This window comes from Paraburkholderia sp. BL21I4N1, assembly GCF_002973525.1.
GTDB lineage: Bacteria > Pseudomonadota > Gammaproteobacteria > Burkholderiales > Burkholderiaceae > Paraburkholderia.
This window is the reverse complement of sequence record NZ_PVEN01000021.1, coordinates 56,305-77,854: the sequence shown is the minus strand read 5'-3', so window position 1 is coordinate 77,854 and position 21,550 is coordinate 56,305. Positions and strand designations below refer to the sequence as shown.

Genomic DNA, 21,550 nt, shown 5'->3' with positions numbered 1-21,550 from the left:
CCCAACGAACCAGCGACTGAACAGGTGCAAACGGGAAATTCGAGGATTCAATGACTGAACATAATGCAACCAGGTCCATGTTCGATCCGGCGCTGCTGCGCCCGGCGATCGTGGACTCCTTTAAAAAGCTCACGCCGCGCACGCAGTTCCGTAATCCGGTGATGTTCTGCGTGTACGTCGGCAGCATTCTGACGACCATTCTCTGGATCGCCGCGCTCGGCGGCCAGGCCGAGGCGCCCGCGGGCTTCATTCTCGCGGTTACCTTGTGGCTGTGGTTCACGGTGCTGTTCGCCAACTTCGCGGAAGCGCTCGCCGAAGGCCGTTCCAAGGCCCAGGCCGCGTCGCTGCGCAGCGCGAAGAAAGACGTGATGGCCAAGAAGCTCAACGAGCCGCATCCGAAGTCGCCGATCCGCATTCTGACGGCTTCCGATCTGCGCAAGGGCGACGTCGTGCTGGTCGAAACCGGCGACGTGATTCCGGCCGACGGCGAAGTGATCGACGGTGTCGCGTCGGTGGACGAATCGGCGATTACCGGTGAATCCGCGCCGGTGATCCGCGAGTCGGGCGGCGACTTTTCGTCGGTGACGGGCGGCACGCGGGTGCTGTCCGACTGGATCGTCGTGCGCGTCACGGCGAATCCGGGCGAGGCGTTTCTCGACCGCATGATTGCGATGGTGGAAGGCGCGAAGCGTCAGAAGACGCCGAACGAAATCGCGCTGACCATTCTGCTGGTCGCGCTGACTATCGTGATGCTGCTCGCCACCGCAACGCTGCTGCCGTTCTCGATGTTCTCCGTCGAAGCCGCCAAAGCCGGTCACGTGGTGACGATCACCGCGCTGGTCGCGCTGCTGGTGTGTCTGATTCCGACCACCATCGGCGGGCTGTTGTCGGCGATCGGCGTGGCCGGTATGAGCCGGATGATGCAGGCCAACGTGATCGCCACCTCGGGCCGCGCGGTGGAAGCCGCCGGCGATGTCGACGTGCTGCTGCTCGACAAGACCGGCACGATTACGCTGGGCAACCGTCAGGCGTCGCAATTCGTGCCGGCGCCGGGCCTTACCGAAGAAGCGCTCGCGGACGCCGCGCAGTTGTCGTCGCTTGCCGATGAAACGCCGGAAGGCCGCAGCATCGTCGTGCTGGCCAAGCAGCGCTTCAACATCCGTCAACGCGATATGGCTTCGCTGCAGGCGGTGTTTCTCGCCTTCACCGCGCAAACGCGGATGAGCGGTGTCGATCTGCCGGGCCGCGAAATCCGTAAGGGCGCGTCCGACGCGGTGAAAAACTACGTCGAAGCAAACGGCGGCCGGTTCCCGAACGAGGTCAGCAACGCCGTGGCCGAAGTCGCGCGGCGCGGCAGCACGCCGCTGGTGGTCGCCGAAAAGGGCGAGCAGGGCGCGCGCGTGCTCGGCGTGATCGAGTTGAAGGACGTGGTGAAGGGCGGCATCAAGGAACGTTTCGCCGAACTGCGCAAGATGGGTATCAAGACCATCATGGTGACCGGCGACAACCGTCTGACCGCCGCCGCGATCGCCGCCGAAGCGGGCGTCGACGATTTCCTCGCCGAAGCCACGCCGGAAGCGAAGCTCGCCACGATCCGCGCGCACCAGGCCGAAGGCCGTCTGGTCGCGATGACGGGCGACGGCACCAACGACGCTCCGGCGCTCGCGCAGGCCGACGTCGCGGTGGCGATGAACACCGGCACGCAGGCGGCGAAGGAAGCCGGCAACATGGTCGACCTGGACTCGAACCCGACCAAGCTGATCGAGATCGTTGAAATCGGCAAGCAGATGCTGATGACGCGCGGCTCGCTGACCACGTTCTCGATCGCCAACGACGTCGCCAAGTACTTCGCGATCATTCCGGCCGCGTTCGCCACGACCTACCCGGCGTTGAACGCGCTGAACGTGATGCATCTGGCCACGCCGGCCTCGGCGATCATGTCGGCGGTGATTTTCAACGCGCTGATTATCGTGCTGCTGATTCCGCTGGCGCTCAAGGGTGTGCGTTACCGGGCACTCGGCGCGGCAGTGCTGTTGCGCCGCAATCTGCTGGTCTATGGTCTGGGCGGGATCATCGTGCCGTTCATCGGCATCAAGCTGATCGATATGGTGCTGGCCGCGTTCGGCTGGGTTTGAGAGCGCTGACGCTCAAGAGAGATTAAACATCATGAAAAATCTGTTCCGTCCGTTAATCGTGATCTTCGCGGTGCTGACCGCCGTCACCGGACTCGCTTATCCCGCCGTGATGACCGCGGTCGGCCAGGCGGCTTTCCACGAGCAGGCCAACGGCAGTCTGATCGAACAGAACGGCAAGGTGGTCGGCTCGAAGCTGATCGGCCAGCAGTTCGACGCGCCGCAGTACTTCTGGGGCCGTCTGTCGGCCACCAGCCCGATGCCGTACAACGCGACGGGGTCGAGCGGGTCGAATCTCGGGCCGACCAACCCGGCGCTGCTCGACGAAGTCAAAGGCCGTATCGACGCGTTGAAGGCCGCCGGCACCGATATGTCGAAGCCGGTGCCGGTCGATCTGGTGACCTCGTCGGGTAGCGGTCTCGATCCGGAGATCAGCCCGGCGGCCGCCGCGTATCAAATCGAACGCGTGGCGAATGCGCGCAAGCTGGCGGTCAACGACGTGCAGGCGCTGGTCGACCGTTATACGAGCGGCCGTCAGTTCGGCGTGCTCGGCGAGCCGCGCGTGAACGTGCTGCAACTGAATCTCGCGCTGGACGAGATGAAGCGCGGTTGATCGAGCACGCGTAGTGCTTCGCGAAGGCGGCGTCCGCACGACGCCGCCTTTGCCTTTTGACGGAGCGCGACGGTGATGAACCGCGGGCCATGCACGGCAATACACCGCGGCACGCCGCGCCCCCTATTTGCGGGCCGGCCGCCGGCGTGCCACCATGCACACACCGCCGCTCGTCCAACTATGAAAACCATTGAGCATGAACCGCCCCGATCCTGATGAATTGCTCGACAAACTGCAACGCGACGAAGAGAAGCGTCAGCGTGGCCGGCTGAAGATTTTCTTCGGCGCGTCGGCGGGTGTGGGCAAGACCTACGCGATGTTGCAGGCCGCGCGGCGCCGTTACGACGAAGGCGCGGACGTGGTGGTCGGCATCGCCGAAACGCATGGCCGTGGCGAAACCGCGGCGCTGCTGGACGGCCTCGACGTGCTGCCGCTGCAGCAGATCGAGTATCGCGGCCGCAAGCTCGGCGAGTTCGATCTCGACGCCGCGCTCGCGCGCAAGCCGACGCTGATCCTCGTCGACGAACTCGCGCATTCGAACGTGCAGGGCGCGCGGCATCTGAAGCGTTGGCAGGACGTCTATGAACTGCTCGACGCGGGCATCGACGTCTACACCACGGTCAACGTCCAGCACCTCGAAAGTCTGAACGACGTGGTCGGCCAGATCACCGGGATTCGCGTGTGGGAGACGGTGCCGGACCGCGTGTTCGATCGCGCCGACGAAGTCACGCTGGTCGACTTGCCGGCCGAAGAACTGCTCGACCGCATGCGCGACGGCAAAGTGTATTTGCCGCAGCAGGCCGAGCGCGCGGTGCGCAACTTCTTTCGCAAGGGCAACCTGATCGCGCTGCGTGAATTGGCGCTACGCCGTACCGCCGACCGCGTGGATGCGCAGATGCGCGAGTATCGTGCGGACCGTTCGATCCAGCGCATCTGGCAAGCACGCGAGCGCTTGCTGGTTTGCGTCGGCCCGGGCCCGGAAGCGCCGATGCTGGTGCGTGCGGCGGCGCGCCTTGCCGCCAGCCTGAAGGCCGACTGGCTCGCCGTGTATGTGGAAACGCCCGCGCTGCAACGGCTGCCCGACGCGCGCCGCGAACGCACGCTCAACGCGCTGAAGCTGGCCGCCGAACTCGGCGCGGAAACCGCGACGCTCGCGGGTACCGATGCGGTGGCCGCGCTGGTCGGCTATGCGCAGGCGCGCAACGTGTCGAAGCTGGTGGCGGGCGCGTCGACGCGCACGGGCCTGAAGCGCTGGCTGCGCCGTCCGCTGGGCGAGCGGCTTGCCGAACAGACCGGCGAACTCGATCTCACGCTGATTCGCGCGTCGTCCGAGCGGGACGCCGGCGAGCATCGTCATTTGCTGAGCACCACGGCGAACGCATGGCGCGATGCGTTGAGCGCCGCGCGCGAACGTCGTTCGCCGCCGCGCGCCTATGGCATCGCACTGGCGATCTGCACGGCCATCACGCTGCTGTCGAGTCAACTGATCGACCACATCGATCTGACCAACCTCGTCATGCTGTATCTGCTCGGCGTGATCTTCACGGCGGTGAAACTCGGGCGCGGCCCCGGCGTGGTGCTGTCGTTCCTGAGCGTGGCCGCGTTCGATTTCTTCTTCGTGCCGCCGCGCATGTCGCTGTCGGTGTCGGACACGCAGTATCTGCTGACCTTCTTCGGCATGCTGCTGACCTCGCTCGTGATCAGCCATCTGACGTCGAGTTTGCGCCGCGAGGCGAGCGTCGCGCGGCGTCGCGAGCAACGCACCGGCGCGATGTACGCGATGGCGCGCGAACTGGCCGCGGCGCTGACCACCGAGCAGATCGTCGAGATCGGCAGCCGTCACGTGAGCGAGGTGTTCGGCGCGCGCGTGGCGATGTTGTTGCCGGATAGCGTCGATCAGGTGAAGCAGAAGATCGAGGATCCGGATGCCGCCGTCACGCTCGAAGGCGAACTGCTCGACATCGACGTCGGTCAGTGGGTCTACGATCAGCAGAAGCCGGCGGGCCACGGCACCGATACATTGCCGGCGGCCGCCGCGCTGTATCTGCCGCTGAAGGCGCCGATGCGCACGCGCGGCGTGCTCGCGGTCGTGATGCGCGACGAACGCGAACTCGACGTGCCCGAGCAGCAACGCATGCTCGACGCGTTTGCCGCGCAGATCGCGCTCGCGCTGGAGCGGGTGCACTACGTGGACATTGCACGCGACGCGCTCGTCAATATGGAATCGGAGCGCCTGCGCAACTCGCTGTTGTCCGCGATCTCGCACGATCTGCGCACGCCGTTGACGACCATCGTCGGTTTTTCGTCGATGCTGGCGCAATCGCGCGAAGGACATGCGCAAGCGCAACCCGGCGACGATCTCGTCGAAGCGATTCACGAAGAGGCGCTGCGCATGACCGGCATCGTCACGAATCTGCTCGACATGGCGCGTCTGCAGGCGGGCAGTCTCCAGCTCAATCAACAGTGGACGCTACTCGAGGAAACCGTCGGTGCCGCGTTGCGCGCATGCAAACGCGTGCTGGCGAAACATCCGGTGCAGGTCAAACTTCCGGCCGATCTGCCGCTGCTGCATCTCGACGCAGTGCTGATGGAGCGGCTCTTCTCGAACCTGTTCGAGAACGCGGCCAAATACACCGTGCCGGACACGCCGCTGACCATCGGCGCGCAACGGCTCGACGCGGACGGCAAGTCGTTCGTGCGCGTTTGCGTCGACGATAACGGCCCGGGGCTGCCCGCCGGAATGGAAGCGCGCGTGTTCGAGAAATTCACGCGCGGCGAGAAGGAGTCGGCCAAGCCGGGCATCGGTCTCGGCCTCGCGATCTGCCGCGCGATCGTCGAAGCGCACGGCGGTACAATCGGCGCGCTCAACCGGGTCGCGGCGGACGGCCATGTCGAAGGCGCGCGCTTCTGGTTCACGCTGCCGGTGGAAACGCCGCCCGACGCGCCGGACGTGCTGGAAGACGAGGAGCCGGATTCTCCGACGCATAGCGAGCGCGCCGGTCACGCCGACGATTCATCACTTAACCTCCCGTTGGCCAAACCTACCCATGAGTGACCCGAGCATCACCGTCGTCCTGATCGAAGACGAAAAACAGATTCGCCGCTTCGTGCGCACGGCGCTGGAAGGCGAGGGCATCGTCGTGCACGACGCCGAAACCGGCAAGCAGGGCCTGGTCGAAGCGGCCACCCGCAAACCGGATCTGGTGATCGTCGATCTTGGCCTGCCCGATACCGACGGCCTCGACGTGATCCGCGAATTGCGCGGCTGGAGCGAACTGCCGGTGATCGTGCTGTCGGCGCGCACTCAGGAGAGCGAGAAAGTCGCCGCGCTCGATGCCGGCGCGGACGACTACCTGACCAAGCCGTTCGGCGTGTCGGAGTTGCTGGCGCGGATTCGCGCGCATATGCGGCGGCGCAATCACGGCGGCGCGAACGAATCGCCGCAGGTGCGCTTCGGCGCGGTGGTGGTGGATCTGGCCTTGCGCCAGGTCACCCGCGACGGCGCGGCGATCCATCTGACGCCGATCGAATACCGCCTGCTCGCGACGCTGGTGCGCCATGCCGGCCGCGTGCTGACGCACCGGCAACTGCTGCGCGATGTGTGGGGACCGTCGCATGTCGAGAGTCATCACTATTTGCGCATTTACATGGCGCATCTGCGCGGCAAGCTGGAGCGCGATCCTGCGCAGCCCGAGCATATCGTCACGGAAACGGGCGTTGGCTACCGGCTGGTGGGGGCGGTTTGACGGTGGGCTGACGGAATGTTCCGACGGCGCCAGGAACCGCGCGAGAAGCCGCTTCTGGCGTCCCGGAGAGCGGCTCCCGGGCTATTTTGATATAATTACAGGTCGTAAGGACGACCTTACGCATCCGCTACCAACGGGGACGGCCCCATCTGACCATGGAGTTGTCTCATGTCCTGGTTTCTTTTGTTGATCGCCGGTTTGCTCGAAGTTGCTTGGGCCGCCGGTCTTAAAACCTCCGAAGGTTTCACCCGCCTTGGGCCGTCCGTGTTCACGATCGTGACCGCGCTCGGCAGCTTCGTGCTGCTCGCCATGGCGATGCGCCAGCTGCCGCTCGGCACCGCTTACGCCGTGTGGACGGGGATCGGCGCGGTCGGCGCGTTCATCTTCGGCATTGTGATGATGGGCGAAGCGTTGACCGTCGCGCGGGTGGCCAGCGCCGCATTGATCGTGATCGGGCTGATCGGGTTGAAGCTGTCGTCGGGGCATTGAGGTGGCAAGGGGGCGCCGCGCGGGCGTCCCAAAAACCTTACAATTTGCCTCAAAAACGCTAAAAACGCGTTAATCCGCCCGCCACTCGGCCCGTTAGAATTCGCCAATTGTTCACGTCTCTGCGTTCTGCGAATTAACGTGGCTATAATGGGATCGAATCCAACCTGACATTGCCCGCGGCCTACTTGGCGCGGCCGGCTTGGCGCGGGTCTGACGACTTCGGTACGGCGGCTCCGCCTGCTTTTTTACCGTCGAAGCGCCCGGCACGCACAGCGCGCCCGGAGGCGGCCATGCTTGAATCACTTTCGCTCGCTGCGGGCCTCTCATGGGGCAGCGGTCTGCGCCTCTATCTGACGGTCCTGCTGGCCGGCGTGTTCGCCCGCCTCGGCCTGATCCATCTCCCCGATACGCTGTCCGCGCTGTCGTCGCCCTGGGTGATCGGCGTGGCGGGTGTACTGACCGTCACCGAATTCCTCGCCGACAAGATTCCCGCGTTCGATTCGCTGTGGGACGCGATCCACACGTTCATTCGCATTCCGGCCGGCGCCGTGCTGGCCGCCGGCGCGCTCGGTCATGCCGATCCGGCGCTGCTGACGGTCGCCGCGCTCGCGGGCGGCACGCTGGCAGGCACCGCGCATCTGGCTAAAGCCGGTACGCGCGCGCTGATCAATCTGTCGCCGGAGCCGGTGTCGAACGTGGTCACGTCGACCGCGGAAGACGGCCTCGTGTTCGGCGGCATGCTGCTCGCGCTGTTCGTGCCGGTCGCGTTTCTGGTGCTGATGGTCGGCTTCCTGATGCTGGCCGGCTGGGCCTTGCCGCGGCTGTGGCGCGGCGTGCAGGGCGGCTTTCGCGGCATGGCGACGCATATGGTGTCGCGCTTTGCGAGGAGCAGGCACGATTGAGTGAAACGGTACGGGGTTCGACGGCGCGCGCAGCCGTGGCAAAAGCGCGTGGGCTGAGCGGCATGGAGGTGTTGCGTCAGGCGCTGCGCATGACCGCGCGCGACTGGCGGGCGGGCGAGCTGACCATGCTGCTGCTGGCGCTGGTACTGGCCGTCGCGGCCTTGTCGAGCGTGGGCATTCTGGCCGACCGGCTGCATCAGGGGCTCGAGCGCGACGCGCGGCGCATGATTGCCGCCGATTTCATCGTGCGGGCCGATCATCCGGTCGACCCGCAATTCAGTCAGCAAGCCAAGGCGCTTGGACTGAACACCGCCACCACGGCGATCTTTCCCAGCATGGTCAATTCGACCGGCGCCCAGCCGGTCTCGCGGCTCGCCGCCGTCAAGGCGGTGTCGGTCGGTTATCCGCTGCGCGGCGAGTTGCGGATCGCCCCGGCGCCCGGCGCGCCCGACCATCCCACGCGTTCGATTCCGGCGTCCGGCACGGTGTGGGTCGATCAGGCACTGCTCGACGCTTTGAAGCTGCACGTCGGCGATAAGGTCAAGGTGGGCAGCCGCGATTTCACGATCGGCGCGGTAATCACGCGCGAACTCGATCGTGGGTTCGGGTTCGTCAATTTTTCTCCACGCCTGATGCTGCGTGCCGACGATGTGCCGTCCACCGGTCTGGTCGCCTACGGCAGCCGCGTGACTTACCGGCTGCTAGTGGCGGGAGCAGATGCCTCGGTGGCGAATTTCGCGCAGTTCGCGCATGAGCGGGTGGACGGCGGCAAGATGCGCGGCGTCGCGCTCGAATCGTTGCAGGACGGCCAGCCGCAAGTACGTCAGACGCTCGACCGCGCGAGTCATTTCCTCACGCTGGTGTCGCTGCTCACGGCGCTGCTGGCAGCCGTGGCGATCGCCATGGCCGCGCATCGCTACATGCGACGTCATCTGGACGGTTGTGCGTCGATGCGTTGCCTCGGCGTCAGTCAATCCACGCTGCGCGCGCTGTTCATTCTGGAATTCACCGGCCTGGGCCTGGTGGGCGGTCTGGCCGGCGTGGTGCTCGGCTATCTCGGTCACCTGGCGTTGCTCACGTGGCTCGGCGCGCTGATCGACGTGGTGCTGCCGTACCCGACGATCTGGCCCATGCTCGAAGGCATCGCCGCCGGTCTCGTGCTGTTGCTCGGCTTCGCGTTGCCGCCGCTGTTGCCACTCACGCGCGTGCCGCCGGTCCGCGTGCTGCGCCGCGAATGGGGCGAAGCGGGGCGTACCGCGTGGGCGGCGTACGCACTCGGTATTGCGCTGTTCGCCGGATTGCTGATTATCGCGGCCGGCGAATTGAAACTCGGCGGCATCGTCGCGGGTGGTTTCGCGGGGGGCATGCTGGTGTTCGCCTGCATCGCGCGAGTCGCGCTGTGGGGGGCGGCGCGGCTCGTGCGCAGCGAGCGCGTCAATGCGGGAATCGGCTGGCGCTATGCGCTGGCGTCGCTGGAACGGCGCAGCGGCGCGAGCGCGCTGCAGATCACCGCGCTCGGCATCGGCCTGATGTGCCTGCTGCTGATCGCGATGACACGCAACGACCTCGTGGCCGGCTGGCGCAAATCGACGCCGCCCGATGCGCCGAACGAATTCATCATCGACATTCAACCCGATCAGCGTGACGTCGTGACGCAGTATCTGAACGCGCACGGCGTGACCGGCACCGAGTTATCGCCGATGGTGCGCGGCCGGCTGATCGCGATCAACGGCAAGCCGGTCAATCCGGATTCGTTCAAGGGCGACGATGCCAAGCGTCTCGTGGACCGCGAATTCAATCTGTCGTACACGTCCGAGCTGCCCGACGACAACGTGCTCGCCGCCGGCAAATGGTACGGCGACGCGACGGCGCCGCAGATTTCGATCGAGCAGGGGCTCGCCAAGCTGATCAACGTCAAACCCGGCGACACGCTGCGCTTCGACGTGACCGGCATGCAGGTCGAGGCGCCGGTGACCAGTGTGCGCAAGCTCGACTGGGGCTCGTTCAAGGTCAACTTTTTCGTGCTGATGCCGCCGGCCGCGTTGCGGGATTTCCCCGCGACGTTCATTACGAGTTTCCATTTGCCGCCGGACAAACAGGCGACGATCGACGGCCTGATCGCCACCTATCCGAACCTCACCGCGATCGATACCGGGCCGATTCTCGCGCAGGTGCAGCGTGTGCTGGAGCAGGTGATCGGCGCGGTGCAATTCCTGTTCGCGTTCACGCTCGCGGCGGGCGTACTGGTGCTGTACGCGGCGCTGGCCGGCACGCGCGACGAGCGTATGCGAGAATCCGCGCTGCTGCGCGCGCTGGGGGCGTCGCATCGCCAGGTGCGCGCGGTGCAGATCGCCGAGTTCGTCGCGGTGGGCGCGCTGGCCGGGTTGATGGCGGCGATCGGCGCGCAGATCATCGGTTATGTTTTGGCAACCCGTGTGTTCGAGTTCTATCTGAGCTTCGATCCGTGGGTGCTGCCGGCGGGCATCGCGGCGGGTATCGCGTGCGCCGGGCTCGGCGGCTGGTTGAGCTTGCGACATGTGTTGGCGCGGCCTGCGTTGCAATCGCTGCGGGACGCGTGAATTTTCTTTCTGTTTGACGAGTGGGTATGAGCGATCTTGACGACGAAGTGTCCGCGGCGCAGCCGACGGCCTTCGAGCTGGTAGGCGGCGAAGCGCGCGTGCGCGAACTGGTCGACCGGTTTTATGACCTGATGGATCTCGAGGCGGACTTCGCCGGCATTCGGGCGTTGCACCCGGAATCGCTCGACGGTTCGCGCGACAAGTTTTTCTGGTTTCTGTGCGGCTGGATGGGCGGGCCGGATCACTACATTAGCCGCTTCGGTCATCCGCGTTTGCGGGCCCGGCATTTGCCGTTCGCGATCGCGTCGAGCGAGCGCGATCAATGGCTCAGGTGTATGGCGTGGGCAATGCAGGACATCGGTCTGGACGAACCGTTGCGCGAGCGTCTGCTGGGTTCGTTCTTCGAAACCGCCGACTGGATGCGCAACCGCAATGGTTGAAGGTTCCGGCGCGACATCGGCGACGGCGTGCGCGGACTACGCGTTGCTCGCGCCCGAAGCGCGCGCCGTGCTCGACTGCTGGTTCGACGCGCCGGGCGCGCCGGGCTTCGGTCACGCGCACAAACGCTGGTTCTCCCGCAGCGAGGCTTTCGATACGCTGCTGCGCGAGCGCTTCGGCACGCTGATCGAAGCGGCGCGCGAAACGCAGCTCGACAACTGGACGCAAACGCCGCTCGGCACACTGGCCCTGATCATTGTGCTGGATCAGTTCTCCCGCAACTGTCATCGCAATACGCCACGTGCGTTCGCTGCGGATCACCGGGCGTTGCAAATCGCGCGACAAATGGTTGCAAGCGGTGCCGACCGGGTATTGCCGGATGCGCATCATCGTGCGTTCGCGTATCTGCCGTTTGAACACGACGAAACGCTCGACAGCCAGCGCGAATCGCTGCGTTTGTTCGAACGGTTGAAAGCGGAGCCGCAGGGCGGATCGTATTACCGCTCCGCGGTGCGGCATGCGGAGATCATCGAGCGGTTCGGGCGTTTTCCGCATCGCAATGCGGTTCTGGGGCGTGAGTCGACAGCAGAAGAGCTGGCGTTTCTGCGGACGCGGGGATCGTCGTTCTGAACGCGCCCCGCGCCACCTCAGTCTCCGCCGCCGCTCACCTCGGCAGCCGGCGTACGCACGAACACCCGCAGCAACTCGTCCGTGTCGCCCGGACGCGCACCTGACCAGAACAGGCGCCAGTCGTCGCCCTCCGGCGCTTTGGCGTTGTCGCGACGGCTTTGCATGATGAGCCACGTGCACTCGGTCGAGCGGGTATCGGCCGTTGGCTGATGCTCGATGCCGGTGTAGTAGTACAGCATCGGCGCTTCGGATTCGCCGAGCGCGCTGCTCGCCATGCAGTCGCCGTCGTTCCACTCGACATTCATCTTCGCGCCGAGGTCTTCGAACACCGCGCGATAGCTCTTGCCGTAGTCGAGCCACGGCAACAGCAGCGTGCTTATCAGCCCCCACGCCAAAATCGCGCCGGCGCACCAGCTCAGCACGCCGCGCCATTTGCCGGCGAACTTGAATACCGGCAGCAGCCACAGCCAGCCGAGCGTCATGGCCAGAGCAGCGGCGATCAGGCCGGGCTTGACCGGTAGCACCCAATCGAGCGGCAGCCAGCGGCCGAGCCAGTGCAGCGACGCATGCGTGTTCGCCGGATTGCTCATGATCGACCAGACGATCCATGCGAGCGCCGCCGTGCTGCCGAAAAGCACGCGGCTCGTCATGTCCCAGACCGTATGCAGACGGCGCGGCAGCCGTTCGACGCCCTGCATGGCCAGCAGCGCGAGCGGGGCGATGAACGGCAGAATGTACAGCTCGCGGATCGTCGCCGAGCTTTGCAGCACGGCGAAACCCGTGCACGCGAAGATCGTCGGCAGCGCCACGCGCGGATCGCGCCAACGCCGCCATGCGCCGCCGATCAACGCAGCCAGGGCCAGCGGCGCCACGGGAAAGCCGACGGTCAATACGGTGCGCAATACGAATAGCCGGCTCTCGCTTTCGGAGCCGAGTTGCGCCACCGAAAAACCGAAAAAGCGCCCGACGTTGTTATCCCACAGCCACACCATGAAGAGCGGCTCGGAGCGCAGATAGAAGCAGATCGGCCAGATCAGCGCGAACGGCGCGCAGACTAGCGCGGCGAGGCCGAGCGCGCCCGCGAAGCTGCGGCTGCGGCAAGCCGGATACAGCACCAGCACCGCGAAGGTCGTCGCGCCGAACACCAGCGGCACGAATAGCCCCTTGGCCAGCAGCGACACGCCGACGCCCGCACCGAACATGGCCGCGGCACTGCGCACCGCGTCGCGCCGGCGACGCACGTCGACCGGCAACAGACGAGCCTCGTCGCGCAAATGCACCAGCACCAGTTCGAATAGTCCGCAGAAGCCGAGCGCCGCGCCGGCCATCAGTGCGACGTCCGTCATCATGTCGTGCACGTGCTTGACGACCACCAGCGTGCTGGCGAACAACGCGAGCGTGCCGATCACGCGCAGATCGAACCAGCTCGCCGCGTTCACCGCGCGACGTGCGACGCGCGCGGTGTAGTAGACGGTCAGGGCGGCGAACAGTGCGCTGGCCAGACGCGCCGCGTCGTGCAAGGGCAGGTAGCGGCCGAACATCCATGCCAGTCCGGCGGCGACCCAGTCATAGATTGGCGGCTTTTCGACGAAGGGCTGACCGGCGTTGGTCGGCACCACCAGATCGCCGGTGTCGAGCATGTGCTGGATGATGCCGAAGGTGTAGGTCTCGTCCTGTTTCCACGGTTCATGACCGAGGATGCCGGGCAAAATCCATGCGCACAGAATGGCCAGCGCGACGACCCAGCGCAACGGGCGCGCCTTGGCAAGCGCGCGCCAGCGCCGCGCGCCGCGATCGGCGGGGCGGCCTGATGTGGTGGGCGGGGCCGGTTGCGCGGGCGCGCCGGCGTCGGCGAACAGGCCGTTGGGCGTATCCGCGGCCGCGCCCGTGCCTGTATCCAACGGCGCGGATGGGTTTTCTTGCATGAAGATCTCTAATCGCCGTAGGCGGCAACATGGGCCGCTTACTGATGTTTATTGCCAGGTGTCGCCGGCGCCTGCTTGCCATGCGATTCGCAGCGATTGTAGTCTGAGTTTATTACTGTCGATTACAGAAAATGCGGGAATCGGTGCGACAATTTCGCGCCTGACCGGGATTACTCGTCAAATCGACGGGAATCTGTAAGAAAGAGAGAGGTGGCCGCGAGAGCGGCGGGAGGGAAAGGGAGCGAGCGGGCGGAGGGCCGCTCGTCACGGCCGGTGTGCAAGGAAAACGGCGCTCAGCGACCGCCGGCAACGTCGAGCAACGCGCCCGTCACATACGACGCTGCGTCGCTCAGCAGCCAGACAATGGATTGCGCCACTTCGTCGGCGCTGCCCGGACGGCCCAGCGGCGTGGTCGAGCCGAGCTGGGCGGCGCGCTCCGGCTTGCCGCCGCTCGCGTGGATTTCCGTGTCGATCAGGCCGGGACGCACCGCGTTCACGCGCACACCCTGCGGGCCGAGTTCCTTGGCGAGACCGAGCGTGAGCGTGTCGACCGCGCCTTTCGACCCCGCGTAGTCGATATATTCGTTCGGCGAACCCAGCCGCGACGCCGCCGACGACACATTGACGATCACGCCGCCCGCGCCGCCGCGAGCCGTCGACATGCGCCGCGCCGCTTCGCGCGCGCACAGGTACGCGCCGAGCACGTTGACGTCGAACATGCGCTTCAGGCGGGTGAGATCCATGTCGGCGAGCTGACTCGACGGCGCGACGATGCCGGCGTTGTTGACGAGCGCGTCGACATGTCCGTAAGCCTGTTGCAGCGTGTCGAACATGGCGATCACGTCGGCTTCGCTGGCGACGTCGCCGGCAATCGGCACGGCGCGGCCACCGGCGCGTTCGACGTCGGCGGCGGTGGCTTCGGCCGCCGCACGGTTGTTCGCGTAGTTCACGCCGACTGACCAGCCGAGCCCACCCAGCAACTGTGCGGTCGCACGGCCAATGCCGCGGCTGCCGCCTGTGATCAGAACCGTTTTCGTCATGGGAGTCTCGTTGGCCGGGCGCGGAGCGTGCCCGCTTCGAACTTCAAACTTCGAGATTCAAACCGCGTCGCGTTTGATCGCCCATTTGTCGCTGGTGGGCGGCTGATAGCGTTGCAGCTTGCCGATCAGTTCGACCGGATCGGCCTCCACCTGCAGGATGTCGAAGTAGGTCTGACGCATGAAGCCTTCTTCCACCGTGTGCTGCAGCAGGCTGATCAACGGATCGTAGAAGCTGTCGATATTGAGCAGCGCCACCGGCTTCTGGTGATAGCCGAGTTGCGCCCACGTATAGACCTCGAAGAACTCTTCGAGCGTGCCCACACCGCCCGGCATCGCGACGAACGCGTCGGACAGATCGGCCATCATCTTCTTGCGATGATGCATGTCGGGCACCACGTGCAATTCGGTCAGTCCATCATGGCCGACCTCCTTGTTGACCAGTAGTTCGGGAATCACGCCGATCGCGCGGCCGCCTTCGGCCATCACCGTGTCGGCGATCACGCCCATCAGGCCAACCTTGCCGCCGCCATAGACCAGCGCGAGATCGGCTTGCACCAGCGCGCGGCCGAACGCGCGCGCCGCGTCCGCGTACAGCGGTTTGGCTCCGTTCGCGGAGCCGCAATACACACACACCGACTTCATGCTCAAACGTCCTTCGGTTCGTTGCGGGGCGCGGCGCCTTCCTTCGGTGGCAGGTAGTCGTAAAACTCGCGCTTGGGCAGCTTGCCCGACACGAGGTCGTCGAAAATCTGCCGCGAGCGGCCGCGCAGATAAGGCGCCATGAGCGACACGATCTGCACGCTCACCTGGTGCAGCTCCGCGCGCATGGCTTCCTGCTCGTTGTATTTGCGCGGGTTCATCACGAACTGGTACGACAGCCAGTAGGTGCCGATCACGCCGACGTTCGTGGCGATCACGTTCAGTTCTTCCGGCGTGACGACCATTTCGCCGTCGGCGACGAGTTGCTCGCAGAACTGGCTGGCAAAACGCACCTTGTGACTGATGATCTGTTTGAAGTGCGTTTCGAGCGTGCGATTGCGCGCCAGCAGGTCGTTCAGATCACGATACAGAAAACGGTAGCGCCATGTGAAATCGACCATGTACTGCAGGTACGACCACATTTCGTCGATGGTCGCGCGATGGTCGTCGGGGAAACGCAGACGCTTTTCGATCTCCTGCTCGAACTGGCTGAAGATGCTGTTGATGATGTCGTCTTTGTTGCGGAAGTGGTAGTACAGGTTGCCTGGACTGATTTCCATTTCCTCGGCGATCGTCGTCGTCGTGACGTTCGGCTCGCCGATTTCGTTGAAGAGCTTCAACGAGAGTTCGAGAATCCGTTCGCGCGTGCGGCGGGGAGGTTTGGCTTCCATGTCGTCCGGCCCTGGTTTCGCCGGGCTGGGCGCTTGGGCGGCATGCCGCTGCTGCGTGATCCACCCGGACGCGGTTGGTATATTGAGTGCCCTCAAATCTGCCGTTGTGCGGCAGATCCCTGCGGGGCAAGAAAAACCTGGGGACGGCCCAGCGTTTTCTTGTGGGACTGTCGGACGATTATAAACCGACCGTTCTTATACCAAGCAGATACTCAGGGTTTTCATTCGTCTGGACGCCTTGCGCCGGTGCGCCGAGTACGTTTTCCGCGTGTTTTCAGGCGTATTTCGCACGCTATGCGCGCAATTTTTTCGTCACCACGTGCGGATCCAATGCACGACGAGCGGTCCGACGATCAGCCCCCACGTCATCACGCACATGCCGAGCGCGACCATGACCGCCGCGCTGCCGAGATCCTTCGCGCGGCGCGACAATTCATGACGTTCCAGCGAGATGCGATCGATCGCGGCTTCCACGCTCGAATTCAGCAACTCGACGATCAGCACCAGCAGTACCGAGCCGAGCAGCAGCACGCGCGACACGGGTTCGACCGGCACCAGCACGCCGCACGGAATCAGAATCGCCGCCAGCGTCAATTCCTGACGGAACGCGCTTTCTTCGCGAATCGCGACGCGAAACCCGGCCAGCGAGTTTTTCATCGCGTGCCATGCACGGGTCAGGCCGCGATTGCCTTTGTACGGATTGAAGGGCAGCGGCGCTAGCGGGTCGTCCGGACTGAGCGGTTCGTGCTGGGTCTCAGTCCCGTCGCCCGTGTGCGCAGGGTTGGCGTTCGCGTGGTTTGCGCCGGCAGCACTCGCCGCATGCGCCGCGCCCGCATGACTCGCGCCGTGAGCGCCGTTCATGCCGTTCAATCCCTGCGCGCGCTCCGTATGATCCGGCGCGCCGGGTTCGCTCACGTCGTCGAACGGTTCGATGTTCGCCGTCTCGCTCGCGCCGTCGATGGCGCGTAGCGCGCGAGGGGTGGCGCGCGCGGCGGTGGATTGTCTGATTGGCATGGACGGCTCGGCGCGCCGCGTCAGGCGGCGGCGCTTTCCTCTCGGTACGACGTGCGCGGCAGCGGCTTCAGATGCGCGGCGAACTGTTCCGACGCCGCGGTCCACGAGAAGCGCTCTGCCCACGCGCGTGCATGGTTACGATCGATCTTCAGGGCTTCGAGGCAGGCCTCGCGCAGGTCTTCGTGCATCGCGCCCGCGCCGCCGTCGCCGAGCACGTCGATCGGACCGGTGACGGGGTATGCCGCGACCGGCGTACCGCAGGCGAGCGCTTCGAGCAGCACCAGCCCGAAGGTGTCGGTGCGGCTCGGGAACACGAAGACGTCGGCGGCAGCATACACCTTGGCCAGCTCGGCTTGCGTCAGCACGCCCAGATAATTCGCCTGCGGATAGCGCGACTTCAGTTCGGCGAGCGCGGGGCCTTCACCGGCGACCCACTTCGAGCCGGGCAGATCGAGCTTCAGAAACGCCTCGACGTTTTTCTCGACGGCGACGCGGCCTACATACAGAAAAATCGGCCGTGCGCTGTTGAGTACCTTCGAGTCCATCTGGTGAAAGATGTCCAGATCGACGCCGCGAGTCCACAGCACCACATTCGTGAAGCCGAATTTTTCGAGATCGGTCTTGACCACTGGCGTCGGCGCCATCACCGCCAGCGAAGGCTTATGGAACCAGTGAAGGAACTTGTAGGTGATGCCGATCGGAATGCCGAAGCGCGCCTGCACGTACTCCGGAAAGCGCGTGTGATACGCGGTCGTGAAGGGCAGCTTGTGCTTGATCGCGTAGTTGCGCGCGGCCATGCCGAGCGGGCCTTCGGTGGCGATATGCAGCGCGTCGGGCGCGAACGCGTCGATCCGTTCGTGCAGCTTGCGGCGCGGCAGCAGCGACAGGCGAATCTCGGGGTAAGTCGGGCAAGGGATCGTCTTGAATTCGAGCGGCGTCAGCAGGTCGACGTTATGGCCGAGTGCGGTGAGTTCGCGGGTGGTGTTCTTCAGCGTGCGCACGACGCCATTGACCTGCGGTTCCCATGCGTCGGTGACGATCATGATCTTCATCGGTGTTGGCCCAATAGAAGTTAAGAGGGACTACGCGGTCGCCCGGGCCTTTTGCACGCCGACTTCCGGGGCGCGCATCACGGTCCAGTAGATCACTTTGAGTTCGCCTTCGTAGGTCTCGACCAGCGCGGAGAGACTTTCGACCCAGTCGCCGTCGTTGCAATACAGCACGCCGTCGATGTCGCGGATCTCGGCTTTGTGGATGTGTCCGCAGACCACGCCGTCGCAGCCGCGGCGGCGCGCTTCGTCGGTCATCACGCGTTCGAACGAGGAGATGAAATTCACCGCGTTCTTCACCTGATGCTTCAGGTATTGCGACAGCGACCAGTACGGGAAGCCGAGCCGGCTGCGGATCCGGTTGAACCAGCGGTTCAGGATCAGGATCATCGTGTAGAGCGTGTCGCCGAGATAGGCGAGCCACTTGGCGTGCTGGATCACGCCGTCGAACAGATCGCCGTGCACGATCCACAGGCGCTTGCCGGCCAGCGTCGTGTGGAACGCCTCGCCGCGCACGTGGATGTCGCCGAACGCGAGGTCGCAGAACTGGCGCGCGGCTTCGTCGTGATTACCGGGCACGTAGACGACCTGGGTGCCTTTGCGGGCTTTGCGGAGGATTTTCTGCACCACGTCGTTATGCGCCTGTGGCCAGTACCAGCCCTTCTTCAACTGCCAGCCGTCGATGATGTCGCCGACCAGGTACAGATACTCCGACTCGTTGTAGCGCAGGAAATCGAGCAGATAGGGCGCCTGGCAGCCGCTCGAACCGAGATGGATGTCGGACAGCCAGATGGTGCGGTAACGATGCGGTTCGGCGTGATCGTCGTCGTGATGACCGGCGGAGGCGTCGAGCGGCAACGAGGCCATAGGCAGCGGCAAGCCGTGACTGGGGTTGGGTTCCGGGCGGAACGCGACGGGGTCGACGCTCGGGCCGGTTTGGCGGAACAGGGAAGTCGCGGACGTTTTGGGGTCCATGGCTCACGCGTCGAGTTGCAGTGACCGTATTGAGCCTGGGTCGCGTGACTGTGCCGTGACAGTCACGAGAAGTTCTTATTACTGCGGGCGAGGTCGACGGCGAGTGACTGCGGGAAGGGGCGGCGATCAGTTAGTGTGGGGAAGCTGGAGCGGGGGCGAGTGGCAGTCGGGCGCGGGGTGCGCCGGGTTAAGGCGGAAGGCGGCGCGTGTTGGCGCGATGTCAGACGCCGATCACCCGAGTACCGGCGAGGCGGTCGTGCAGGAACTGGCGTTGCGGATCGAAGCGACCCGTGGCCGCCCACACCACGAACCAGATGCCGGCGATCAGCAGCGTCTGCGGCAACTTGAGCCCAAGCACCGGATGCAAGGCGAGCGGCGGCAGAAACCACAGCCACGTCAGCACGTAGCGGACGATCGCGCGGCCGGTGGACAGCGGCGTGCCGTCGGCGGCGACCACACGCAGGCGCCAGGTTTTCATCGGCAGGGTCTGGCCGCTGTGGGTCCAGAACCACACGAAATACACGCCGACCACGAGCCCGATCCAGGCCGCCAGCAGATTGTGGTGCGTCAGGCCGTTGCGTTGCTGCGTGAGTGTGCTGAACAGGTAACCGGCGATGAACACTACGCCGAACAGGATCACCGCTTCGTAGAGCAGCGCCGCGAGGCGCCGTCTAACGGTAGGAGCGATGCTCGGCGCATCAACGGGCAGGGTCGGGGTGGCGAGCGGCTGGGACACGGGCGAGCCGGATCAGGAGTCGTTGAAAATCGACGGCGCCTCGGCCGGCGAAACCGGCACGGGCGTGGCGGGCACGAAACTGCCCGCGGCGGGAATCGCCGGCGCGACGGCGGCCGGACTCGGCAGCGCCGCAGCCGCCGCGGCGCTGGCTGCGGCGGCGCCACTCGCGCCATGCTCACGCGCATTGACGAGCCGATCGATACCCTTGATCTCGGTGCGGCCCGACGGCGGCGCGCTCACGACGCTCGGCCGACGCTTGCGCTCGCTGGCGGCGAGCCGTTCCTTCTGCTCTTCGGGCAACTGCTGATAGGTCTTCCACGCGTTCTGACGCGTTTCGCGCGGCAGTTCCTTCGACACCTGGTAGTTTTCACGCGCGACGCGCCGCTGATCGGGCGTCATGCGTACCCATTCAGTCATGCGGTCGTGCAGGCGTTTTTGCGCATCGGGCGACATTTTCGGATAACGCGATGCGATTTTGATCCATTTGCGCTTGCGTTCGTCACTGAACGAATCCCAAAGGGGTTCGAACGGCGCAAGCGCGATATGGTCAGCCGAACTGAGACGCGACCACGCCATCGGACTGTTGCTGCCGGGCAGGCTCGGCAGGTCGACGGCGAGCGTGGGCGCGGGCGCCTTGGCGGTAGCCGGGTTGCCGCCCGCAGCGGGGGCGCTGGGCGCGGCGGGGCTCGGGTAAAAGCGCGGATAAGTCGCGGCGAACGACACCAGAGCCGCGATCGTGCATCCGAAAACAACGGCCAGGCCGCGCTTGTAACTCACCCGAAAAATCTCCCGCTCAATGGGCGCGTGAAAGATACGCGTTGAAGCCGTGGTCAAGGTAGGCATTGAGCGGCAGATCGTCGCTTAGCATGGCGGCATCGATATCGGCGAGTTCGGCGGTGCGCTGCTGGTCTTCCCAGTAGGCAATCCCCACCAGGCTCACGACCAGCGCGACGAGCGGCCACGCGAGCGCGAAGCGGCGCAGCGGTGAACGACGGCGCTGCGGCAATTCGACGGGCGGCATGCCAGCCGGCATACCCACGCCGGCGAAGGCGGGCACGAACACCGGCGCGCTTACCGCCTCAGGCTTCTTGCGGGCGAGCGCGGCACGGCGCGCCGCGGCGAGCCGGTCGACGGCGGCGGTGGGAATGCTGGCGGCGTTTTCGTCGAGCGCGCGGCGCATTTGGCGGGCGAACTCGAGTTCTTTGGTTTCCAGGGAGCTCATAGCGTGATTCCTTTAGCCTTGAGCGCTTGCGCCAGCGTGTGCGTGGCCCGCGAGCAGTGTGTCTTCACACTGCCCTCGGAGCAGCCCATCGCGGCGGCAGTCTCGGCGACATCCATATCTTCCCAATAACGCATGAGAAACGCCTCCCGTTGACGTGCCGGTAACTTTTGGATCTCGTCGTCGATTAACTGCAGAACCTGTTCGCGTTCGAGTTTTTGTTCGTTGCTCTCCGAGCCCGCCGAGCCTTGCTGGGCTTCGAATGTCTCGAGCGGGTCGAAATCCTCGTCGTCGGCGTTGCCGAGCGACGAAAACAGACTCACCCAAGTATTGCGCACTTTCGCACGACGGAAATAGTCGTGCATCGCATTCTGGAGAATACGCTGAAACAGCAGCGGAAGTTCGGCCGCCGGACGGTCGCCATATTTTTCGGCGAGCTTGATCATCGCGTCCTGCACGATATCCAGCGAGGCGTCGTCGTCCCGCACGGCGTAGACCGTCTGCTTGAATGCGCGCCTTTCGACGCCCGCCAAAAAATCGGCGAGTTCCTTGTCTGATGCCATCCGTTGGGGGTCGGCGCAGCGAGCGTGCGCGTAATCGGTCGAAAAATGTCGTAAAACTCGCGGATGCTAACAAACTTTTGCGCCGCTGGGGCGAAACGTGATTCACCTTGCATCTCTATAACAAGCTTTC

The 21,550-nt window shown here is 65.1% G+C and carries 20 protein-coding genes; 9 read left to right on the top strand and 11 right to left on the bottom strand.

Going from position 1 to position 21,550, the window contains the following annotated elements; genetic code table 11:
• Positions 1–50 precede the first annotated feature (50 nt).
• The 9 genes from kdpB to B0G83_RS33450 all read left to right on the top strand — a co-directional run bounded on the left by kdpB (position 51) and on the right by B0G83_RS33450 (position 11,529).
• Complete coding sequence (gene kdpB / locus B0G83_RS33490) at positions 51–2,135, top strand: potassium-transporting ATPase subunit KdpB (RefSeq protein WP_105511609.1); 2,085 nt, start codon at positions 51–53, stop codon at positions 2,133–2,135.
• A gap of 31 nt (positions 2,136–2,166) precedes the next feature.
• The gene (gene kdpC, locus B0G83_RS33485) at positions 2,167–2,745 is read left to right on the top strand and encodes a potassium-transporting ATPase subunit KdpC (protein WP_105511608.1); all 579 of its coding nucleotides are present in this window, start codon (positions 2,167–2,169) and stop codon (positions 2,743–2,745) included.
• Between the two features lie 196 nt (positions 2,746–2,941).
• A complete protein-coding gene (locus B0G83_RS33480) occupies positions 2,942–5,800 on the top strand; it encodes a DUF4118 domain-containing protein (RefSeq protein WP_105511607.1) in 2,859 nt (952 codons plus the stop codon).
• On the top strand, positions 5,793–6,491 hold the full coding sequence (gene kdpE / locus B0G83_RS33475; protein WP_105511606.1) for a two-component system response regulator KdpE: 699 nt from the start codon (positions 5,793–5,795) through the stop codon (positions 6,489–6,491). The genes B0G83_RS33480 and kdpE overlap by 8 nt, the downstream gene beginning before the upstream one ends.
• A 168-nt stretch (positions 6,492–6,659) precedes the next feature.
• Entirely contained in the window at positions 6,660–6,980 is a 321-nt protein-coding gene (gene sugE, locus B0G83_RS33470; RefSeq protein ID WP_105511605.1) for a quaternary ammonium compound efflux SMR transporter SugE, read from the top strand.
• 290 nt (positions 6,981–7,270) lie between these two features.
• On the top strand, positions 7,271–7,882 hold the full coding sequence (locus tag B0G83_RS33465; protein WP_035551846.1) for a DUF4126 domain-containing protein: 612 nt from the start codon (positions 7,271–7,273) through the stop codon (positions 7,880–7,882).
• Entirely contained in the window at positions 7,879–10,461 is a 2,583-nt protein-coding gene (locus B0G83_RS33460) for an ABC transporter permease (protein WP_181157153.1), read from the top strand. The genes B0G83_RS33465 and B0G83_RS33460 overlap by 4 nt, the downstream gene beginning before the upstream one ends.
• Before the next feature lie 26 nt (positions 10,462–10,487).
• Entirely contained in the window at positions 10,488–10,901 is a 414-nt protein-coding gene (locus B0G83_RS33455; protein ID WP_035551837.1) for a group II truncated hemoglobin, read from the top strand.
• Positions 10,894–11,529 (top strand): DUF924 family protein, encoded by a 636-nt coding sequence (locus B0G83_RS33450; protein ID WP_105511604.1) that lies wholly within the window; start codon positions 10,894–10,896, stop codon positions 11,527–11,529. Before B0G83_RS33455 ends, B0G83_RS33450 begins: the two co-directional genes overlap by 8 nt.
• A 17-nt stretch (positions 11,530–11,546) precedes the next feature.
• Here the strand turns inward: B0G83_RS33450 and B0G83_RS33445 are convergent, their stop codons facing one another.
• The 11 genes from B0G83_RS33445 to B0G83_RS33395 all read right to left on the bottom strand — a co-directional run bounded on the left by B0G83_RS33445 (position 11,547) and on the right by B0G83_RS33395 (position 21,420).
• Positions 11,547–13,454, bottom strand: a complete 1,908-nt coding sequence (locus B0G83_RS33445; RefSeq protein WP_258168438.1) for a glycosyltransferase family 39 protein — start codon at positions 13,452–13,454, stop codon at positions 11,547–11,549.
• Positions 13,455–13,747: 293 nt separating this feature from the next.
• Positions 13,748–14,494 (bottom strand): SDR family oxidoreductase, encoded by a 747-nt coding sequence (locus B0G83_RS33440; protein ID WP_105511603.1) that lies wholly within the window; start codon positions 14,492–14,494, stop codon positions 13,748–13,750.
• A 57-nt stretch (positions 14,495–14,551) separates the two neighbouring features.
• Complete coding sequence (locus B0G83_RS33435; protein WP_105511602.1) at positions 14,552–15,136, bottom strand: TIGR00730 family Rossman fold protein; 585 nt, start codon at positions 15,134–15,136, stop codon at positions 14,552–14,554.
• A gap of 2 nt (positions 15,137–15,138) precedes the next feature.
• Positions 15,139–15,864 (bottom strand): TetR/AcrR family transcriptional regulator, encoded by a 726-nt coding sequence (locus tag B0G83_RS33430; protein ID WP_105511601.1) that lies wholly within the window; start codon positions 15,862–15,864, stop codon positions 15,139–15,141.
• 312 nt (positions 15,865–16,176) lie between these two features.
• Positions 16,177–16,878: a diacylglycerol kinase gene (locus tag B0G83_RS33425; RefSeq protein WP_105511600.1), complete on the bottom strand. Its 702-nt coding sequence runs from the start codon at positions 16,876–16,878 to the stop codon at positions 16,177–16,179.
• A gap of 20 nt (positions 16,879–16,898) precedes the next feature.
• Positions 16,899–17,930: a glycosyltransferase family 1 protein gene (locus B0G83_RS33420; protein ID WP_105511599.1), complete on the bottom strand. Its 1,032-nt coding sequence runs from the start codon at positions 17,928–17,930 to the stop codon at positions 16,899–16,901.
• 30 nt (positions 17,931–17,960) lie between these two features.
• A complete protein-coding gene (locus tag B0G83_RS33415) occupies positions 17,961–18,902 on the bottom strand; it encodes a UDP-2,3-diacylglucosamine diphosphatase (protein ID WP_105511598.1) in 942 nt (313 codons plus the stop codon).
• Positions 18,903–19,122: 220 nt separating this feature from the next.
• Entirely contained in the window at positions 19,123–19,638 is a 516-nt protein-coding gene (locus B0G83_RS33410; RefSeq protein WP_105511597.1) for an RDD family protein, read from the bottom strand.
• Positions 19,639–19,650: 12 nt separating this feature from the next.
• Positions 19,651–20,415, bottom strand: a complete 765-nt coding sequence (locus tag B0G83_RS33405) for a DUF3106 domain-containing protein (protein ID WP_105511596.1) — start codon at positions 20,413–20,415, stop codon at positions 19,651–19,653.
• 16 nt (positions 20,416–20,431) lie between these two features.
• Entirely contained in the window at positions 20,432–20,860 is a 429-nt protein-coding gene (locus B0G83_RS33400; protein WP_105511595.1) for a DUF3619 family protein, read from the bottom strand.
• The gene (locus tag B0G83_RS33395) at positions 20,857–21,420 is read right to left on the bottom strand and encodes an RNA polymerase sigma factor (protein ID WP_012432361.1); all 564 of its coding nucleotides are present in this window, start codon (positions 21,418–21,420) and stop codon (positions 20,857–20,859) included. Before B0G83_RS33395 ends, B0G83_RS33400 begins: the two co-directional genes overlap by 4 nt.
• Between the last annotated feature and the right edge of the window lie 130 nt (positions 21,421–21,550).

Excerpts from the sequence above, each read along its gene's own strand:
- B0G83_RS33395 (WP_012432361.1), bottom strand. The coding sequence starts at position 21,420 with ATGGCATCAGACAAGGAACTCGCCGATTTTTTGGCGGGCGTCGAAAGG.
- sugE (WP_105511605.1), top strand. The coding sequence starts at position 6,660 with ATGTCCTGGTTTCTTTTGTTGATCGCCGGTTTGCTCGAAGTTGCTTGG.
- B0G83_RS33465 (WP_035551846.1), top strand. The coding sequence starts at position 7,271 with ATGCTTGAATCACTTTCGCTCGCTGCGGGCCTCTCATGGGGCAGCGGT.
- B0G83_RS33450 (WP_105511604.1), top strand. The coding sequence starts at position 10,894 with ATGGTTGAAGGTTCCGGCGCGACATCGGCGACGGCGTGCGCGGACTAC.
- B0G83_RS33435 (WP_105511602.1), bottom strand. The coding sequence starts at position 15,136 with ATGAAGTCGGTGTGTGTGTATTGCGGCTCCGCGAACGGAGCCAAACCG.
- B0G83_RS33425 (WP_105511600.1), bottom strand. The coding sequence starts at position 16,878 with ATGCCAATCAGACAATCCACCGCCGCGCGCGCCACCCCTCGCGCGCTA.
- B0G83_RS33415 (WP_105511598.1), bottom strand. The coding sequence starts at position 18,902 with ATGGACCCCAAAACGTCCGCGACTTCCCTGTTCCGCCAAACCGGCCCG.
- kdpC (WP_105511608.1), top strand. The coding sequence starts at position 2,167 with ATGAAAAATCTGTTCCGTCCGTTAATCGTGATCTTCGCGGTGCTGACC.
- kdpB (WP_105511609.1), top strand. The coding sequence starts at position 51 with ATGACTGAACATAATGCAACCAGGTCCATGTTCGATCCGGCGCTGCTG.
- B0G83_RS33430 (WP_105511601.1), bottom strand. The coding sequence starts at position 15,864 with ATGGAAGCCAAACCTCCCCGCCGCACGCGCGAACGGATTCTCGAACTC.
- B0G83_RS33455 (WP_035551837.1), top strand. The coding sequence starts at position 10,488 with ATGAGCGATCTTGACGACGAAGTGTCCGCGGCGCAGCCGACGGCCTTC.
- B0G83_RS33400 (WP_105511595.1), bottom strand. The coding sequence starts at position 20,860 with ATGAGCTCCCTGGAAACCAAAGAACTCGAGTTCGCCCGCCAAATGCGC.
- B0G83_RS33440 (WP_105511603.1), bottom strand. The coding sequence starts at position 14,494 with ATGACGAAAACGGTTCTGATCACAGGCGGCAGCCGCGGCATTGGCCGT.
- B0G83_RS33480 (WP_105511607.1), top strand. The coding sequence starts at position 2,942 with ATGAACCGCCCCGATCCTGATGAATTGCTCGACAAACTGCAACGCGAC.
- B0G83_RS33445 (WP_258168438.1), bottom strand. The coding sequence starts at position 13,454 with ATGCAAGAAAACCCATCCGCGCCGTTGGATACAGGCACGGGCGCGGCC.
- B0G83_RS33420 (WP_105511599.1), bottom strand. The coding sequence starts at position 17,930 with ATGAAGATCATGATCGTCACCGACGCATGGGAACCGCAGGTCAATGGC.
- kdpE (WP_105511606.1), top strand. The coding sequence starts at position 5,793 with ATGAGTGACCCGAGCATCACCGTCGTCCTGATCGAAGACGAAAAACAG.